Annotated in this window: 15 protein-coding genes and 2 pseudogenes; 6 read left to right on the top strand and 11 right to left on the bottom strand. The window is 41.1% G+C overall.

Annotated features, from left to right (window positions below; all coding sequences use genetic code 11):
• From B4H32_RS09640 to trhA, 3 genes and pseudogenes are all read right to left on the bottom strand, one after another.
• Positions 1-280 (bottom strand): annotated as a pseudogene (locus B4H32_RS09640) (lipid A hydroxylase LpxO); the annotation flags it as partial.
• Between the two features lie 156 nt (positions 281-436).
• Positions 437-1,747, bottom strand: a complete 1,311-nt coding sequence (locus B4H32_RS09635; protein ID WP_004683074.1) for an MFS transporter — start codon at positions 1,745-1,747, stop codon at positions 437-439.
• A 100-nt stretch (positions 1,748-1,847) separates the two neighbouring features.
• Positions 1,848-2,489 (bottom strand): PAQR family membrane homeostasis protein TrhA, encoded by a 642-nt coding sequence (trhA, locus tag B4H32_RS09630; protein WP_004683073.1) that lies wholly within the window; start codon positions 2,487-2,489, stop codon positions 1,848-1,850.
• A gap of 100 nt (positions 2,490-2,589) precedes the next feature.
• On the opposite strand from trhA, the gene B4H32_RS09625 reads away from it, so the two are divergent.
• Positions 2,590-3,807 carry a class I SAM-dependent methyltransferase gene (locus B4H32_RS09625; RefSeq protein WP_286802641.1) on the top strand — a complete coding sequence of 406 codons (1,218 nt, stop codon included), beginning with the start codon at positions 2,590-2,592 and terminating at the stop codon, positions 3,805-3,807.
• 16 nt (positions 3,808-3,823) lie between these two features.
• The gene (locus tag B4H32_RS09620; protein WP_004683069.1) at positions 3,824-4,246 is read left to right on the top strand and encodes a GNAT family N-acetyltransferase; all 423 of its coding nucleotides are present in this window, start codon (positions 3,824-3,826) and stop codon (positions 4,244-4,246) included.
• A 76-nt stretch (positions 4,247-4,322) separates the two neighbouring features.
• On the opposite strand, the gene B4H32_RS09615 is transcribed toward B4H32_RS09620, so the two are convergent.
• The 3 genes from B4H32_RS09615 to B4H32_RS09605 form a co-directional block, all read right to left on the bottom strand.
• A complete protein-coding gene (locus B4H32_RS09615; protein ID WP_004683067.1) occupies positions 4,323-4,547 on the bottom strand; it encodes a hypothetical protein in 225 nt (74 codons plus the stop codon).
• Between the two features lie 160 nt (positions 4,548-4,707).
• On the bottom strand, positions 4,708-6,843 hold the full coding sequence (locus tag B4H32_RS09610; RefSeq protein ID WP_286802635.1) for a 3-hydroxyacyl-CoA dehydrogenase NAD-binding domain-containing protein: 2,136 nt from the start codon (positions 6,841-6,843) through the stop codon (positions 4,708-4,710).
• Positions 6,844-6,853: 10 nt separating this feature from the next.
• Complete coding sequence (locus tag B4H32_RS09605) at positions 6,854-8,059, bottom strand: acetyl-CoA C-acetyltransferase (protein ID WP_004908831.1); 1,206 nt, start codon at positions 8,057-8,059, stop codon at positions 6,854-6,856.
• Positions 8,060-8,237: 178 nt separating this feature from the next.
• Here B4H32_RS09605 and B4H32_RS09600 point away from each other — a divergent pair.
• Positions 8,238-8,776: pseudogene (locus B4H32_RS09600) on the top strand (adenylate kinase).
• 188 nt (positions 8,777-8,964) lie between these two features.
• Here the strand turns inward: B4H32_RS09600 and B4H32_RS09595 are convergent.
• Together B4H32_RS09595 and B4H32_RS09590 are read right to left on the bottom strand one after the other, a co-directional pair.
• Entirely contained in the window at positions 8,965-9,390 is a 426-nt protein-coding gene (locus B4H32_RS09595) for a GNAT family N-acetyltransferase (protein WP_042891795.1), read from the bottom strand.
• Positions 9,391-9,485: 95 nt separating this feature from the next.
• Positions 9,486-10,499, bottom strand: a complete 1,014-nt coding sequence (locus tag B4H32_RS09590) for an AraC family transcriptional regulator (RefSeq protein ID WP_286802627.1) — start codon at positions 10,497-10,499, stop codon at positions 9,486-9,488.
• A gap of 214 nt (positions 10,500-10,713) precedes the next feature.
• On the opposite strand from B4H32_RS09590, the gene B4H32_RS09585 reads away from it, so the two are divergent.
• The 3 genes from B4H32_RS09585 (at position 10,714) to B4H32_RS09575 (ending at position 14,376) form a co-directional block, all read left to right on the top strand.
• The gene (locus B4H32_RS09585) at positions 10,714-11,832 is read left to right on the top strand and encodes a CaiB/BaiF CoA transferase family protein (RefSeq protein ID WP_151830120.1); all 1,119 of its coding nucleotides are present in this window, start codon (positions 10,714-10,716) and stop codon (positions 11,830-11,832) included.
• 422 nt (positions 11,833-12,254) lie between these two features.
• A complete protein-coding gene (locus B4H32_RS09580; protein ID WP_004683060.1) occupies positions 12,255-13,898 on the top strand; it encodes a nitrite/sulfite reductase in 1,644 nt (547 codons plus the stop codon).
• Positions 13,891-14,376 carry a DUF934 domain-containing protein gene (locus tag B4H32_RS09575; RefSeq protein ID WP_004675657.1) on the top strand — a complete coding sequence of 162 codons (486 nt, stop codon included), beginning with the start codon at positions 13,891-13,893 and terminating at the stop codon, positions 14,374-14,376. Before B4H32_RS09580 ends, B4H32_RS09575 begins: the two co-directional genes overlap by 8 nt.
• A 111-nt stretch (positions 14,377-14,487) precedes the next feature.
• Here B4H32_RS09575 and B4H32_RS09570 read toward each other — a convergent pair whose 3' ends face one another.
• The 3 genes from B4H32_RS09570 to B4H32_RS09560 form a co-directional block, all read right to left on the bottom strand.
• A complete protein-coding gene (locus tag B4H32_RS09570) occupies positions 14,488-14,931 on the bottom strand; it encodes a VOC family protein (protein ID WP_004683058.1) in 444 nt (147 codons plus the stop codon).
• Between the two features lie 137 nt (positions 14,932-15,068).
• Entirely contained in the window at positions 15,069-16,244 is a 1,176-nt protein-coding gene (locus B4H32_RS09565; protein ID WP_286802618.1) for a thiolase family protein, read from the bottom strand.
• A gap of 111 nt (positions 16,245-16,355) precedes the next feature.
• Positions 16,356-16,871: a GspH/FimT family pseudopilin gene (locus tag B4H32_RS09560; RefSeq protein ID WP_004683055.1), complete on the bottom strand. Its 516-nt coding sequence runs from the start codon at positions 16,869-16,871 to the stop codon at positions 16,356-16,358.
• Between the last annotated feature and the right edge of the window lie 399 nt (positions 16,872-17,270).

Here is a 17,270-nt window from a genome sequence, read left to right as displayed (position 1 = left end):
CATTATTTTTTTCTGAAGCTTTAATTTGATTTTGAAGTTGGATAGCTTCTTCTCGAATCACTTGCCAGTTATCTTGTAATGGTTTCAGTTCTGGGAACTGCGCCACATCAAAGAACGGTTGGTTTGGCAGTTTAGAGAAACCAGTCATAAACATGTTAACTGGGGCTAGGAATGTAGAATGGTCGAATAATTGTCGAGATGCTTTTAATCGTTCCTTGCCGCGATAATAAGTGTATAGGAAGCTGACTAAAAATACGGCAACGATAATCACTGCGTACATAAATACAGTCGTCTAAAAAATAGGAGGGAGGTATTTTAGCACAAAAAATATTTTGCAGAATGTTGTTGTTAGACCAAGTGTAAAAGGCTTGAAATTGCCCGATAAATGGTTTTCGGATGATTAATTAAATAAATCATCCGAGAATAAGAGATGCGATTAAATTTGGTTATTTACATCATCATGCTTGGTTTCACGAATCAGTAAAAACGCGATTAAAGAGAGAATGGATGCCAAACTTAGATATAAACCAACAGCACCAAGACCATAATTTTCCGCTAGTTTGGTGGCGATATAAGGCGCAAAAGACGCACCAAAAATACCTGCCAAATTGAATGTCAAAGCTGAACCTGTATAGCGCACTGAGGTTGGGAAAATTTCAGAAAGTACCGTGCCAATCGGGCCATAAGTCAATCCCATGATGGAAAGGCCAATACAGAGGAACAGGAACACCAGTATTGGGTTGCCTGAACCCAGTAGTGGCGCAAAGCATAATCCGAACAGTGCTGAAAGTACGCAGACAGCAATCGAGGTATTTTTGCGGCCAAACTTCTCTGCAAAAATGGCAGACAGCGGAATAAATGCTGCAAAGCATAGCGTGGCGATCAACTGCAAGCCAAGAAAATCACCGCGTGCATAACCCAGCTTGGAGGTTCCCCAGTTCAACGCAAACACGGTGGTGAGATAGAACACCACAAAGGTACAGATTGCGGCAATGGTGCCCAGTACCAACATGGGGAAATGCTTGGTCATAACTTCCTTGAAAGGGACATTGACCTCTTTCTGCTTATTCAACACTTTCTGGAAAGCAGGGGTTTCATGCAGTTTTAAACGAATATACAAACCGACCAACACCAGAATTGCACTGGAGATAAATGGAATCCGCCAGCCCCATGTCATAAAGGCCTGTTCCGACATAAAGGCATTCAGCAGGAGGAATGAACCTGTTGCCAGAATAAAGCCAATCGGTGCGCCAAGCTGTGGGAACATGCCATACCATGCACGTTTACCCTCTGGAGCATTTTCAGTGGCAAGTAAAACCGCACCACTCCATTCACCACCCAAGCCTAAACCTTGTCCTAAACGACATAAGGCAAGGAGTAAAGGGGCAACAATGCCAATCTGGGCATAGGTCGGCAGTAGACCAATACAGACAGTGGAAATTCCCATGGTGAGTAGGGCGGCAACCAGTGTGGCTTTACGTCCAATTCGGTCACCCAGATGTCCAAAAATCGCCGCACCAATCGGGCGGGCAATAAAAGCGATGGCAAAGGTTGCCAGTGATTTGAGTACCGCAGCACCATCACTGCTTTCTGGAAAAAATAAATGGGGGAAAATCAGGACTGCCGCTGTGGCATAGATATAAAAGTCGAAAAACTCAATCGTAGTACCCACCAGACTGGCAAATAATACCCGTACCTTTGAATTACTGGCCACTTCAGTGGTGACAGTCGTAGCGTCTGACGACATACAAAACCTTAATGTGATTTATTCAGGAAACAGTAAAACCTGTCCTGAAATTTCTTTTGAATGCGGAATTTACCCAGCAAGCTGCCTGCGATGCATGGATTTATAATACATAGCAATAGATCGCTAAAAAGTGTAAACCTGCCCCTAATAGCACAAAAACATGCCAAATTGTGTGGGTATATCTTACATTTTTTAAAGCATAAAACAATGTGCCGACCGTATAGGCCAGTCCACCTGCAATCAGGAGCTGTATTGCATCCTTGGAAAGATAGCGCTGCATGTCATCCATCACCAAAACCGCCAACCAGCCCATCACCAGATAGGCTGCCAGGGACACTCTCTGGAAACGGTGAATAAACACCAGCTTAAACAATGTTCCAATCAATGCAATGACCCAGAGAGCAATCAGTAGGTGGTGTGCCTTTGCCGTTGGAATGGCAATGCTGAGAAAGGGGGTGTAAGTCCCTGCGATTAAATAATAAATAGCAGTATGATCAAGTTTTTTATACCAATAACGTTTACGTTCGTCCTGAGCAAAGTGATACAGCATGGAACTGCTGAGCAATAACACCAGACTCAGCCCATAGACCCATAAGCTGATCCATTGTCCCAAAGGTAAACCATAGCCTTTCACAATCAGAAAAATGGTAGCAATCAATGCCAGTACAGCACCCAGGCCATGACTATAGGCATTGATCAGTTCTTCCTGTGGATCATAATCGAGTGGGGAGGTTGAAGCCATTCATAGCTCATCTGAATAAAAATACAACTGTATCGTAATGCAATTTCCCTTTTAAAGTAAGACGCTTTAGAATTTAGTTTCCATTTGTCAGGTTTTCACTATGTTTGCGCCGAAATTTTCTTTTGAACAGGAACAGCAGTTTTTCTTGGATATCCAGCAATCTATTGAAAATAAAAGCTTTGAACGACTTGTTCTTAGTCAGTACAAAGGTGAACTGGCAGATCTGGAAAAGATGACGTTTCGCATGATTGAGTTGCAGGGGCAGCCAACCTTGTCTTGCCTGTATCACCACACCACTCAAGACATCACCAAAAACTATGCAATTGCTGAGGGGCTGGAGAAAATTGCTGAGCTATTGAACCTGTCTAAACAGGCAAATTTATTTACACTCAATCAGGATATTCAACTGAAAAAAAATAAAAAGAAAGCCATGCTGAATATCCAGAAAAAACAGGCTTCATCAGCAAAAGTGGAACAGCATCAGCATAACCGTGAAAAGCAGCGTTATGTTGATCAGCACAGCTCATTTTTAATGCATCTGGGCATTACCGATGAAAAAGGGCAGATCATTCCGAGCATGGCGCGTAAGTGGAAACAGATTAATAAGTTCATTGAAATCTTTTCCAATGCCTATGAACAGATTGATGCCTCACAGCAAGAGTTGAACATTGTCGATTTTGGTTCAGGTAAGGGCTATTTAACCTTTGCCTTGTATGACTATTTGTTGGCGCAGCACAAAACGCCCTTGATTACTGGTGTTGAACTGCGTTCCAATCTGGTGGGGTTCTGCCAGAATGTAGCTGATCAAGTTGGATTTAACCATCTTGATTTTTTTGAGGGGGATGTACGCAGTTATCAACCCGCAAAGCTGGACCTGATGATTGCCCTGCATGCCTGTGACATTGCAACTGACTTTGCCATCCATACAGGAATTCGCTTAAATGCTTCCATGATTATGTGTGCGCCGTGTTGCCATAAAGAATTAAGGCCGCAACTCAAGAGTCCAGAAGTATTGCAACCCATGCTCCAGTTTGGGATTCATGCAGGCCAGCAGGCAGAAATGCTGACCGATACCCTACGGGCCTTATTGCTCAAGACCTATGGTTATGAAACCAAGGTATTTGAATTTGTGGCATTGGAACATACCAGCAAAAACAAGATGATTCTGGCAACCAAACGCAAGGATATTCAACAGCCTGACCCAAACATCATGCAGCAGATTCAGGCCTTAAAAGCCATGTATGGCATTGAAAAACAATCTCTGGAATTATTGTTGCAGGATCAAATGCCAGTCGAAAATCTGGGTTGCAAGTGTTAGGCGTGTTGAGATCGGTATGTTAAGCGTTGAAAATGGCGATTGGGATCAATTGCAGCAAGATGCCAGACTGATTCGGGAATTGGTGTTTATTGTTGAACAAAATATTCCTGAACAGGATGAGTGGGATGATCAGGATGCCATTTCACAGCATTTTGTGGTTTATGATCGTGATCAAGCTATAGCCACAGCGCGTCTATTGCAAAACAATAGTGTTGGGCGCGTGGCGGTCATCCAAAAATATCGGGGGCAGGGCATTGGACGAATGATTATGTTGGATATTATTCGCTATGCACAACAGCAACATCGTCCATTCCTCAAACTGTCATCACAGGTTCATGCCATTTCATTTTATGAAAAACTTGGTTTTGTCACGCAAGGCGATCCGTATGATGAATGTGGCATTCCCCATATTGAAATGATGATGCCACTTATACCATAAGTGTCATAGATTAATGGATTGAACTTAAACTCTATAATTTCTGGTATCAAATTTTAGGTATGCTAGCCCAATTCAATCATTCGTGGTGCTGATGTGTTTCAGTATTGCCTGTCTCAGTGGTCATGGAAGACTGTGACATTTCAGCTGCTGCCGCTGCTTTTTTTTGATTCATTGGCATATAGTCAGGCTCATTATTTATGGCTAAATAAAAAATCACCATAAAGATAAAGCTTAAAATGCAAGTGATGATCAGTGCTTTCCAACCCCACGGCGAGGTTTCAGGACATAATTTCTCAGACATAAGACAAATTTCCAAAGGACAAAAAGTAAAGCAGAATTGGTATATTTATAGCACAATTTGTGATGGATTAGACGTAATTCGATTTTCTATCAATAAATACAAAAAAACTCATACCAGTTAAAGAAACTGATATGAGTCTAAAGTGAAGAGAATGAAAAAATTATTGAATAATTTCTTTCTTCTGTGCCTTGTCTTTCAATAACTGCGGTGGATTAAAACGCTCACCATATTGAGCCGCCAATTGTTCTGAACGCTGGAGAGATTTCTCAATGCCATTCTGGTTTAGGAACTGGATTGCGCCTCCTGTCCACGGTGCGAAACCGATTCCGAAAATCGAGCCGACATTGGCATCAATCACCGATTCCAGAACATTCTCTTCATAGCAGCGTAAAGTATCGAGTGCCTGAACAAACAAGAAACGATCAATCATATCTTGTTCGGAAATATCATGGTCTTTAGTCCAGCGGCTGAGTCCATCCCATAAATGTTTTTTACCATTTTCAGGATATTCATAGAAGCCTGCACCCGCTGCCTTACCTTTACGATTCAGCTCGTGAATCATGGTGTGAACCACTTCATCTACAGGGGTTTTTGGCAAGTCTTTGCCCTCAGCCTGTAGCGCTTTGCGGGTTTCGCTTGCAACGTGTTCAGTCAGGGTTAAAGAAACTTCATCCTGAATTGCAAGAGGACCTACAGGCATGCCTGCTTTGAGTGCTGCCATTTCGATTTTTGCTGGATGTACACCCTCAGCAAGAAGACGCATACCTTCTTGAATGAACGTACCAAACACACGACTGGTAAAGAAACCACGACTGTCATTGACCACGATTGGTGTTTTAGCAATTTGTTGTACAAAGTCATAGGCTTTAGCTAATGTTTCAGCTGAAGTTTCTTTGCCTTTGATGATTTCGACCAATTGCATTTTGTCGACTGGGCTAAAGAAATGTAAGCCAATAAAGTTTTTAGCATCTTTACTTGCTGTTGCTAGACCTGTGATCGGTAAGGTAGACGTGTTCGATGCAAAGATTCCATCTTCCGCTAAATACTGCTCAGCTTCTTGAGTCACTTTGGCTTTGAGTTCTTGATTTTCAAATACTGCTTCAATGATTAAATCACAGCCTTGTAGATCAGCTGCATCAGCAGTAGCTGTAATAAGCGCTAACACTTGATCATGTTTTTCTGCGGTCATACGACCTTGTGAAACACGTTTATCAAGTAGCTTTTGTGAATAAGCTTTGCCTTTCTCTGCATTTTCTACAGACACATCTTTGAGTACGACAGGAATTCCTTTGATTGCGGTTGAATAGGCAATCCCTGCACCCATCATACCTGCACCTAAAACACCGACTTTCTTCGCTTGCCATTTAGCAACTTCAGCAGGACGACTCGCACCTGATTTAATTGCATTTAGACCATGCCAAAACGTACCGATCATGTTCTTCGACACTTGACCTACAGTCAGTTGTGTAAAGTAACGTGATTCAATACGAAGTGCAGTATCTACATCGACTTGAGCACCTTCAACTGCAGCCGCCATGATCGCTTCAGGAGCAGGGTAGCAACCTTTGGTTTTGTCACGTAGCATGGCAGGGGCAATTGCAAGCACTTGCGCAACCGCAGGCGTTTTAGGATCACCACCAGGGATTTTGTAGCCTTTCACATCAAATGGTTGCTGTGATTTTGGATTAGCTTTCACCCAAGCAATTGCTTTTTCTAACAGCTCTTGTTCATTTTCAGCCGTGTCATGTACCAAGCCGAGAGATTTTGCTTTATCGACACCAAATTGCTTTCCTTCCATGAGGAACGGGAATGCTTTTTGTAAGCCGAGCAGACGCACCATACGCACTATACCACCGCCACCAGGAAGTAGACCTAAAGTCACTTCAGGTAAACCAAATTTAGTTTTTGGATCATTAATGGCAATACGATAATGACAACCTAAAGCGATTTCCCAGCCACCACCAAGCGCAGTGCCGTTTAAAGCTGCAACAACAGGCACACCTAAAGTTTCGATTGTGCGTAAGTCACCTTTGAGTTTTTCAATCATCTTGAAAAATTCAGTAGCGTGTTCAGGTTGTACCTGAATCAGCTCATCTAGGTCACCACCAGCAAAGAAGGTTTTCTTAGCTGAACGGAAAATAATACCTTTCAGATCAGTTTCAGCTTTAAGCTTTTGACTGACTTCATCTAAAGCATCACGGAACTCTGCATTCATGGTGTTTGCAGATTGACCAGATGAATCTAGTGTAAGAATTACAATATTGTCAGCGTTTTTTTCGTATTTAATAGCGCTCATGTTGTTCTCCTTACACCAACTCGATAATGGTAGCGATACCCATACCACCACCGACACATAATGTTGCTAGACCACGTTTTTTACCTTGACGCTCTAATTCATCCAGCAATGTACCTAAAATCATGGCACCAGTTGCCCCTAATGGATGTCCCATCGCAATCGCACCACCATTGACGTTGACTTTCTCAGCAGGAACTTTCAGTTCTGTAATAAAACGCATCACCACAGCTGCAAAAGCTTCATTCACTTCAAATAAATCAATATCGTCGATGCTCAAGCCTGCTTTTTCTAATGCTTTACGTGCAGCAGGGGCAGGACCAGTCAACATAATGGTTGGATCTGTACCGACCAATGCAGTTGCAAGCACCTTGGCACGAGGTTTTAAACCTTGTTCTTTGACTGCTTTTTCAGAAGCCAATAACACCACCGCAGCACCATCGACGATACCTGATGAGTTACCTGCATGATGAACGTGATTAATTTTTTGCGCTTCAGGATACTTCTGTAAAGCAACAGCATCGAAGCCCATTTGACCCATCATTTCAAAGCTAGCATTCAGTTTTGCTAGACCTTCAACTGTGGTATTTCCTTTGATAAATTCATCTTTTTCTAAGATTGTTACACCTGCATGATCTTTCACAGGCACAACTGATTTATCGAAATAACCATTTGCCTGAGCGGCAGCAGCCTTTTGTTGCGAACCGACCGCAAATGCATCTACATCTGCGCGGCTATAACCATCTAAAGTTGCGATTAAGTCTGCACCTACACCTTGTGGAACAAAAGACGATTTCAAATTGGTTTCTGGATCAAGCGCCCATGGACCACCATCAGAACCCATTGGAATGCGTGACATTGACTCCACACCGCCAGCAACCACAACATCTTCCCAACCTGAACGAACTTTTTGTGCTGCCAAGTTCACCGCTTCTAAACCAGAAGCACAGAAACGGTTGATTTGTACGCCTGCGACATCATCATTCCAACCTGCAGCAATCGCAGCAGTTTTGGCAATATCCCCACCTTGATCACCAATCGGTGTCACACAACCGAGAACGATATCATCGACTTTAGATGTGTCGAGTTGATGGCGTTGTTGTAATTCATTCAATAATGTTGTGAGTAAAGTAATTGGTTTTACTTCATGTAATGAGCCGTCTTTTTTTCCTTTTCCGCGTGGTGTGCGAATGGCATCAATAATATAGGCCTCGCTCATAGCTGTTCCTTGTATTGCCTTAAATTAAAATCATTGTGCTTCGAGTGTACTCAATTTAAGTGTCAGTGCAATGATGATAAACATTGGTAAGTTTGATGTTTTTCGCCAATTCAGTTCACTATTGAATAGTTGAAATATTTAGTAAAATGCATGTCCATAATTCAACATAATTTGCTTGATGAAATTTATTAATATTATTGGTACTACGGGTTCTGACAAATCTACGCTGGCTCGAAAGTTGGCGGAAAAATTAAAAATAGAATATATCGAACTGGATGATTTGCTATGGCTAGACGATTGGCAAGAATCTTCAAATGATGCATTTTTTTGCAAACTTAAACTGAGTATGGATGCAGCATCAACGGGATGGGTGATCGATAATCTTTATTCACGCAGTATTGATATGATTTGGTCTGAGGTGGATACGGTCATTTGGCTAGATTATTCTTTTTCTGTTAACTTTTATCGTCTTACTAAACGGACTTTGTGGCGTATTTTAAGTCGTGAGCGATTATGGAAAAACTCGAATAATAGAGAGAACTTGAAAATGGTATTCTCCCCAAAATCGATTTTTTATGGATGTTTCAGAAATATCCACAAAATAAGAAAAGGTATTTAGCGATGATGAATAACCCCAAATACCAGCACATACGATTTATTCACCTAACTTCGCCTCGGAAGACAGTTGCTTTCTTAAAACAAATGAGTGTTGATTGATAATTAGCATTAAAATCAGGATATTGGCTATGTTTTTTCAAGATAATGTTTTGGCTTTACGGCTGTAATACTTGTTATTAGATTGCTTATCAATGAGTTTTTTTCAAAACAATCTCTTTAAAAAAAACAGATTAAAATCTGAGATTAAACTATTGATTTGACAAGTTTAAATGAAAGAATTGGCTATATTAAGATTCATTATATTCAGCAAAGGCTTGACCCTCTACGAAACCAAATTTCTTGTATAGATGAATTGCTGCATCAAAGTGGGAGTCTTTCCCCGTTTCTAAACTCACTTTTTGAAAATTGCTATGTTTAGCAATTTTCAGAAGATAATCAAGTAAGTGTGTCGCTACACCTTGACGTAGATGTTGGGGATGAGTCCGCATCGATTTAAGTTCAGCATGATAGGGGTTAAGCTCTTGAATCGCGCCACAACCAAGAAGCTGATCATCACGCCAAAGTGTATAAAATCGAATGGAGTCTTTTTGTAGGCTGCTGAAATCGAGTGCAAAACTATGCTCAATAGGTGTGTTCTGATGCATGCCGTGCAAATGAATGCGTATGAGGTCTTGAACTTGAGGGTCTGAAAAATCGCCTTTTTTGATTATCATTATTTATCGTGATTGTTGAGGAATATAGTGGATTAATATCATATTTTTCAACAAGTGTTCAACTTTTTAGGGTTGAACACTTTGTCTGATTTAAGTTAATTGTGATGCCCATGCAACTGACGATATAAACCTGGGGTAACACCAGTCCATTTTTTAAAGGCGCGGTGAAAGGTACTAGTTTCACTAAAGCCAACTTGTTGAGCAACATCTTCTAAAGTGAGGTTTGGAGTGAGTAATAAATGAATCGCAGCGTCACGACGTAAGGCATCTTTGACACCTTGATAGCTTTTACCTTCCGCAGCCAAACGACGACGTAATGTTTGAGGAGATAAATACAACATAGATGCCACATCATTTAAAGTTGGCATTTCTTCGCCGATTTGGCTCTTCAATACATCACGGATACGCGAAGTGAGTGAGTTGGTGTTTTTGAATTTCACTAGAAGTTGTGCTGGTGCGGCTTTTAAAAACTCTTCTAAAGTTTTTTCATCCTGACGAATAGGTAGATCTAAATAATCTGCAGCAAAGGTAATTTCTGTACGCGGTGCGTCAAACTGCATCACTGGTGCAAAAAATAGCGCATCAGATTCATCAGCATGGTTAGGGCGTTCATAACCAAAATGGACACGCTCCAAAGGTAAGCGACGTTCGATTAACCACGAAGCAAGACCATGCCAAATCATCAGCATACTTTCCGTAATAAAATGATCAGGGTCAAGCGCTTTAGGAATGTGAGGTACTAAACGAGCTTCGTGTTTATCACGCTCTAAACTGACAGACCATTCATCACCGAATAATTTGTAAAATTGTGAGGAAAGTTCGAGCGCTTGTCCAAGTGTTTTCGAATGTATGATCAATTGGCACATGATCGCAAATGTACCTAAACGACGTGGTTGAACATCGAAACCAACGTGTTCGTCTTGGGTGATCATCCATAACATTTTGACAAAGCGAGTGTATTGCTCTGGGGAGATTCGAGCTTTAGGTTGACGAAGCAATTCTGCTTCAATACCGACATGTGAAAGTAATGTTTCAACGTCCATGCCTAGGCGTTTTACACCTGTTAAAGCCGCATTCACGAAGTGGATGCTGATCGTATCACGGCTCATATTGAATCCTTCAGTTTCTTTACTATTCACGATAATTGACCTAAATAACCGTCTAAAATATCTAATTGAGCAATTGACAAGAAAAAATTATTGCTCACTAAGTACATGTTAAATTGCCGAAACTATCAAGGTAAATGGCTGAACATGACATTGTTTTTGTGTTTATCCGAACCTAGTATAAAAGAAAATTTGAACAATATGAGTAAAAATTATTATGCCAACTGCTTTAAAGGGATTGAAAGTTCTAGATTTTTCTACTTTGTTGCCTGGTCCATTCGCGAGTATGTATCTTGCAGACATGGGTGCAGAAGTTATCCATGTAGAATCTCCGAGTCGTCCTGATTTGGTTCGAATCATGCCACCTTATGCCAATGGTCAAGCCACTGCGCATAGTTATCTTAATCGAAATAAACAGTCCATTACGCTTGATCTAAAAGATGCTGCAAATATTGAGTTAATTAAAAATAAAATATCAGAGTTTGACATCCTGCTTGAACAATTTCGACCAGATGTGATGCGTCGATTAGGGTTGGATTATGAAACGCTTGCTGAGATCAATCCTCGATTAATCTATTGTTCTATCACAGGTTACGGTCAAACAGGTGCATATAAAGACCGTGCAGGGCATGACATTAACTATCTAGCTTTAGCTGGTATTTCGGGTCATAGTGGTCGACAAGATAGTGGACCACCTCCATTGGGTGTACAGATTGCGGATGTCGCGGGTGGTTCTTTGCATGCGGTTATTGGGATTTTAGCCGCACTAGTTGAGCGTCAGCGTAGTGGTATGGGGCAATACATAGATATCTCTATGACGGACTGTGTGGCTAGTTTAAATAGTATGGCCGCCTCAGCAAGTTTGGCTGGTCAGACACCGCAAGGACCTGAGCAAGGGATGCTGAATGGTGCTATTTTCTATGACTATTATGAAACCAAAGATGGTCGTTATTTCTCTGTAGGAAGTTTAGAACCACAGTTTATGACTGGATTAGCTGCTGCATTAGAGTTACCTATATTGATGGCAAAAGGTAGTTCTTTTGATCCAGAAGACCGTCAAGCGATTAAACAAGTCTTAAAGGAAAAGTTTAGCTCCAAAGATTTTGCTGAGTGGCAATCAATTTTTTCGCAATTAGATATTTGTGTGGAGCCAGTGTTGAGTTTAGATGAAGCTTTGACTTCACCGATTGCAAAACAACGTGGTTGGGTGGTCGATGTGCCTTTATCTGAAAATGCCGATCAAACTGAGCCTCAATTAGCATGCCCAATCAAATTTTCACGTTCTCAAATGCGCTATCAATTTATTGGACAAGGTTTGGGTCAAGGAAAATGGTAGAAAATATGTGCATACAATCACAACTTGGTAAAATATTGCACATTTAATCAAGTGATTAACATTTTGAATAAATTAATCAATTAAAAATGGGCGTAACCTTTTATATACAAAAGCATAAAAGAGAGGTGGTCCTACGTGTTTGAACAACTAAAAGCTTATTTATAAGTGATATTCTGCTCTAGTTAAGCTACCTTATTTTGTTGTGGTAGCTGGTCTCTTGTAGCTTATGCATTGCCAGATAAGAACTAATTTCATTTAGAAAATGATTGTAAAAGCTCAGATTCGTCTGAGTTTTTTCTTTTTGGGGCAATTAGATAGGCTTATCAATAAAATCGTTATTAAATATGCAAAAAAAGCATTTTGTTGATGAATAAAAGCTCGCTATGCTAGTTGCCTTTATAATGAATGACTAGCCATACGCCATGTATTTATATACGGATTTCGATCAACAACTGATTAACCAACGTGTTGCTCAGTTCCGCGATCAAACAGAACGCTATTTAGCAGGAAAATTGACCGAAGACGAATATCGTCCATTACGTTTGCAAAATGGTCTGTACGTGCAACGTTATGCACCTATGCTCCGTATCGCTGTGCCGTATGGCTTGATGAATACTAAACAACTCAGAAAAATTGCTGAAATCGCGACTGAATATGATCGTGGTTATGCCCACGTTTCAACTCGTCAAAATATTCAGTTGAACTGGCCTGCTTTAGAAAATGTACCTGATATTCTGGCAGAGCTAGCAACAGTACAAATGCATGCAGTACAAACCTCAGGTAACTGTATTCGTAATACCACCACTGATCAGTTTGCAGGCGTGGTTGCAGGTGAAATTGCAGATCCACGTCCAACGTGTGAATTAATTCGTCAGTGGAGTACTTTTCATCCTGAATTTGCGTTCTTGCCACGTAAGTTCAAGATCGCCGTGTCTGCTCTGGAAGAAAAAGACCGTGCCGCAACTGCTTTCCACGATATTGGTGTTTATATCGTTCGCAATGAAGCGGGCGAAATGGGCTATAAAATCATGGTTGGTGGTGGCTTGGGCCGTACCCCAATCATTGGTAGCGTAATCCGTGAGTTCTTACCACGTGAAGACTTGATTGCCTATCTTGAAGCGACCTTGCGTGTCTATAACCTGCATGGCCGTCGAGACAACAAATACAAGGCACGTATTAAGATTCTCGTGAAAGCACTCACACCAGCAGTGTTCGCAGAAAAAGTTGAGGCTGAATTTGAGCACACCCGTGAAGCATTGAAGATTCAGCCTGAGATCTTGAAAAAATTAGATGCAGAATTCACTCCATTTGATTATCAAGATTTAGAAGATCAGGATTTTTCAGCACTGTTTGCTGAACATCCAAAATTTAAGCAATGGTTTAACGTCAACACCAATGCACATAAAGTCAAAGGCTATCGTATCGTCACGATTTCACTAAAACGTGCAGGCGTTGCCCCTGGTGATGTGACTTCTGAAGAAATGAACTTAATCGCAGACTTAGCGGATAAGTACACTTTTGGTGAGTTCCGTACTACACATGAACAAAATATTTCACTCGTGGATGTACCACAAAAAGACCTGTTTGAATTGTGGCAAACGCTTGAACATCACAACATGGCACGCGCGCATATCGGCTTTATTACCGATATTATTTGCTGCCCAGGTGGTGATTTCTGTTCATTGGCCAATGCGAAATCCATTCCAATTTCAGAAGCGATAAGCCGTCGTTTTGAAGATTTAGATACCATTTATAATTTGGGTGAACTTGATCTGAATATCTCAGGCTGTATGAATGCCTGTGGTCATCACCATGTTGGTAACATCGGTATTTTGGGAGTCGATAAGAAAGGTGCTGAGTTCTATCAAATCACTTTAGGTGGTCATGCTGATCACGATGCGTCGTTGGGGGACATTCTGGGGCCATCGTTTGCTGCGGATGCCGTTCCTGATGTGATTGAAGAAATCCTCAATACCTATCTTGACTTGCGTACAGAGGGTGAGCGTTTCATCGACACTTACCGCCGTGTTGGCATCCAGCCATTTAAGGAGCGTGCTTATGCTTAATACATCGCTACAAGTGCTTTCTAAAGATGGCACGATTGCAGACAATAGCTATCAAGTGATTGCTGAAGATGGTCTGATTCCGCAAGGTGATGTAGTGCTGACCACTGCACAACTTGATCAGTTGACACAGGTACAAGGTAAAAAGGCTTTATATATCACGGTCAATGATTCACCTGAAACCCATCAATTTCCATTAAATGAACTAGATGCAATTTTTATCGAGTTTGCTGGTTTTGGTGATGGTCGGGGCTACTCCTTTGCTGCGTTATTACGCCGTCAGGGCTATCAGGGTGAATTACGTGCAGTAGGTGATGTGTTTAAGGATGTTTTAAATTATTTGAAACGTTCTGGCTTTGATACCTTTGTTGTCAAAGAGGGCAAGGACATTCACGAAGCGGCTGCTGGACTTCAGGATTTTACTCACCCTTATCAGGCTTCAACCGCAGTGCCACAGGCCAGTTATCAAACAGGTGCGTAAGTATCCTCAAAGCAAAAGCTGAACTACGGTTCAGCTTTTTTATTATATGCAAATATTGATGCTTAGAACTTCATCAAAAAAATTATTTAGATGAAGTCTTTATTCTGTTATTTATATGCTCTCAAGCTGACAATTGACCATCCATTTTATCCCGAACTGATCGGTAAATGCACCGTAGAGTGCACCCCAGAAAGTTTTCTCCAGTTGCATTTCAATATGACCATGTACTGAAAGCTGGTTAAATAAACGTCGTGCTTCCGTTTCATCATATTCAAGATTAATCGAAATATAATGGTTATTTCCCAGTGTAAACACACTATTTGCTGCACAAAACTGATCGTTGACATCCGATCCCATCAGAACCGTAAATTCATTGATCGGTAAGGAAACGTGCAGGATTAAACTTTTATCGACTTCAGAAAGCATGACTCCCTCAGTGGGTGGCATATCTCCATAGCGACTAATCATGGAAAATTCACCGCCAAACACAGACTGGTAAAAAATGAATGCCTGTTCGGCCTGTCCTTTGAAATTGAGATAATGATTGAGTTGCATGGGAAATTCCTTGTTGTTTTTTTATACACAACATAACTTATCGGGATTTTTAGATAAGGTGCATTATTTTTTTGTAATTATGAAAATAAAAAATCCTGCATCAAGCAGGATTTTTAATAGAAAAGAATGATAGATATTTAGATCAATTCAATCGCAACAGCAGTCGCCTCACCACCGCCGATACACAGTGCCGCAACACCTTTCTTGCCACCCGTACGTTTAAGTGCATGAATCAGGGTCAAAATGATACGCGAACCGGTAGAACCAACTGGGTGTCCAAGAGCACAGGCACCACCATTGATATTGACTTTTTCTGCATCTAATTTGAAGTCATCAATTGGACACATGGACACCATGGCAAATGCTTCGTTGATTTCCCAAAGGTCAACGTCTTGCGCATCCCAGCCCGCCTTGTTCAACACTTTCTGAATTGCACCTACAGGCGCAATGGTAAATTCAGATGGATGCTGGGAATTTGATGCGGTTGCAACGATTTTTGCCAAAGGTTGTAAGCCACGTTGAGCAGCCACATCACTGTTGGTAAGTACAAGTGCAGACGCGCCGTCAGAAATTGAGCTGGCATTCGCCGCAGTAATGGTACCGTCTTTGGCAAAAGCTGGTTTTAAGCTTGGGATTTTATCCAGCTTGGCATTTAAAGGTTGCTCATCCTGATCAACAACCACATCACCTTTACGGCTTGAGACGGTTACAGCAACGATTTCATCCTTGAAATAACCTTCAGTAATCGCTTTTTGGGCACGTTGTAAAGAACGAATGGCAAAGTCATCCATTTGCTCACGGGTATAACCACGTGTATTTGCCATGTCCTGGGCAAATGAACCCATTAAGCGACCAGTTTCAGCATCTTCAAGACCATCAAGGAACATATGGTCCTTAATTTCCCCATGACCCATACGGTAGCCTGCACGTGCTTTGGGCAATACATAAGGTGCATTGGTCATGGATTCCATACCGCCTGCAACCACAATTTCAGCACTGCCTGCCTTGATCATGTCAGCTGCCTGCATAACCGCTTTCATGCCAGAGCCACACAGCTTGTTAATTGTCACTGCGCCTGTTGAGTCAGGTAAACCAGCCTTACGCATTGCCTGACGGGCAGGGCCTTGCTTTAAGCCTGCTGGTAACACACAACCCATGATGACTTCTTCTACATCAGTTGGCTGTAGACCAGCACGGGCAATTGCTTCTTTAATTGTGATTGCACCCAGTTCTGGTGCAGTTGCACTCGATAATGCACCTTGGAAGCCGCCCATTGCCGTACGGGCGCCATTGACAATTACGATGTCAGTCATTGTGTGTCTCCAGACTTATAATTTGCAGAGAATGTTCAAAACCTATGCAGTATAGTAAAAAAAAACAGTGAATAAAGTGTTTTATGTCGCCTTGCCTAGACTGAAGAGTTTTTAGCAGGTGGGTGTTTTCTCAAATCGTGGATGCCCCATACGACCAATGACCAGTTTTGAGTGATAATCCAGTGAATTGGAACAATAGATAAAGCTACCATTTGAAGCGAAAGGCAAGCCATTTTCCTGCTGGAAGATAATGTATCGTGGGGAAGAGCCAAAGCCTCTATAGCTTAGTGAACCATATTTATGATTAAGTGTGCTGGCAAATAACAAGGTTTCGTCATTGTCACGTTGTCTATTCTTATTGCTATCTATAAAGCTAATAAAACCCTTGTTCCAGTCATTATGGCAACTCTCTAAATCCTGACTTGGGCAAATGATCACGTTTTTATGGTAAATTTGTGCATCAATCTTTGCTTTTTGTATGTTCATTGTGAGTATTCTAATGGTCTGGTTTGACTCCCAGGAAGCCAGTAAATGATGAAATGCTGGAATTGCGAAAGCGACTATTATGGACAAAATAGTCGTGGTCACCACCATTTCGGTTAAGGTAAAACCTAATGTTGTTTTCATGTGAAACCCAAGTAATTTTTGTTTAAATATATAAATAACAAAGTGTTAAAATGTGTTTTTAAAATTAAATAATACATTAACCCATATTTAGGCCATTATTTAAATAGAAATGCTACATAGCAAATAAATAAAAACTTGCGAACGATAATTGATTATTACTTTACATGGGAATTGAAAATTTACTGAACTACAACGGAAATTGTAAGAAATTTTGTCAATAATTTACTAGGTTAAAGTTATCAAGCACTTGGAAAATTACTCGAGTGTTTGTATGATACAAAGTTAAGTGAATAGCTTAAAAAGAACATTTTAAGTGCTTGATGCTTATGAGTGGTCAAAAATTATAGGCTAAACTTAACAACAAACAAATGTTATCTCTGGAGGATATCCATGAAATTG

The organism is Acinetobacter sp. UBA2063, from assembly GCF_002333245.1.
Taxonomy (GTDB): Bacteria; Pseudomonadota; Gammaproteobacteria; order Pseudomonadales; family Moraxellaceae; genus Acinetobacter; species Acinetobacter parvus.
Note: the sequence above shows the minus strand (reverse complement) of the source record. Positions and strands in the feature narration are given on the sequence as shown.

What these genes read in the sequence shown, in the direction of transcription:
- B4H32_RS09625 (WP_286802641.1), top strand. Translation starts at nt 2,590, where the DNA reads ATGTTTGCGCCGAAATTTTCTTTTGAACAGGAACAGCAGTTTTTCTTG.
- B4H32_RS09570 (WP_004683058.1), bottom strand. Translation starts at nt 14,931, where the DNA reads ATGCAACTCAATCATTATCTCAATTTCAAAGGACAGGCCGAACAGGCA.
- B4H32_RS09580 (WP_004683060.1), top strand. Translation starts at nt 12,255, where the DNA reads ATGTATTTATATACGGATTTCGATCAACAACTGATTAACCAACGTGTT.
- B4H32_RS09565 (WP_286802618.1), bottom strand. Translation starts at nt 16,244, where the DNA reads ATGACTGACATCGTAATTGTCAATGGCGCCCGTACGGCAATGGGCGGC.
- B4H32_RS09560 (WP_004683055.1), bottom strand. Translation starts at nt 16,871, where the DNA reads ATGAAAACAACATTAGGTTTTACCTTAACCGAAATGGTGGTGACCACG.
- B4H32_RS09615 (WP_004683067.1), bottom strand. Translation starts at nt 4,547, where the DNA reads ATGTCTGAGAAATTATGTCCTGAAACCTCGCCGTGGGGTTGGAAAGCA.
- B4H32_RS09585 (WP_151830120.1), top strand. Translation starts at nt 10,714, where the DNA reads ATGCCAACTGCTTTAAAGGGATTGAAAGTTCTAGATTTTTCTACTTTG.
- B4H32_RS09605 (WP_004908831.1), bottom strand. Translation starts at nt 8,059, where the DNA reads ATGAGCGAGGCCTATATTATTGATGCCATTCGCACACCACGCGGAAAA.
- B4H32_RS09575 (WP_004675657.1), top strand. Translation starts at nt 13,891, where the DNA reads ATGCTTAATACATCGCTACAAGTGCTTTCTAAAGATGGCACGATTGCA.
- B4H32_RS09595 (WP_042891795.1), bottom strand. Translation starts at nt 9,390, where the DNA reads ATGATAATCAAAAAAGGCGATTTTTCAGACCCTCAAGTTCAAGACCTC.
- B4H32_RS09590 (WP_286802627.1), bottom strand. Translation starts at nt 10,499, where the DNA reads ATGAGCCGTGATACGATCAGCATCCACTTCGTGAATGCGGCTTTAACA.
- B4H32_RS09610 (WP_286802635.1), bottom strand. Translation starts at nt 6,843, where the DNA reads ATGAGCGCTATTAAATACGAAAAAAACGCTGACAATATTGTAATTCTT.
- B4H32_RS09635 (WP_004683074.1), bottom strand. Translation starts at nt 1,747, where the DNA reads ATGTCGTCAGACGCTACGACTGTCACCACTGAAGTGGCCAGTAATTCA.
- trhA (WP_004683073.1), bottom strand. Translation starts at nt 2,489, where the DNA reads ATGGCTTCAACCTCCCCACTCGATTATGATCCACAGGAAGAACTGATC.
- B4H32_RS09620 (WP_004683069.1), top strand. Translation starts at nt 3,824, where the DNA reads ATGTTAAGCGTTGAAAATGGCGATTGGGATCAATTGCAGCAAGATGCC.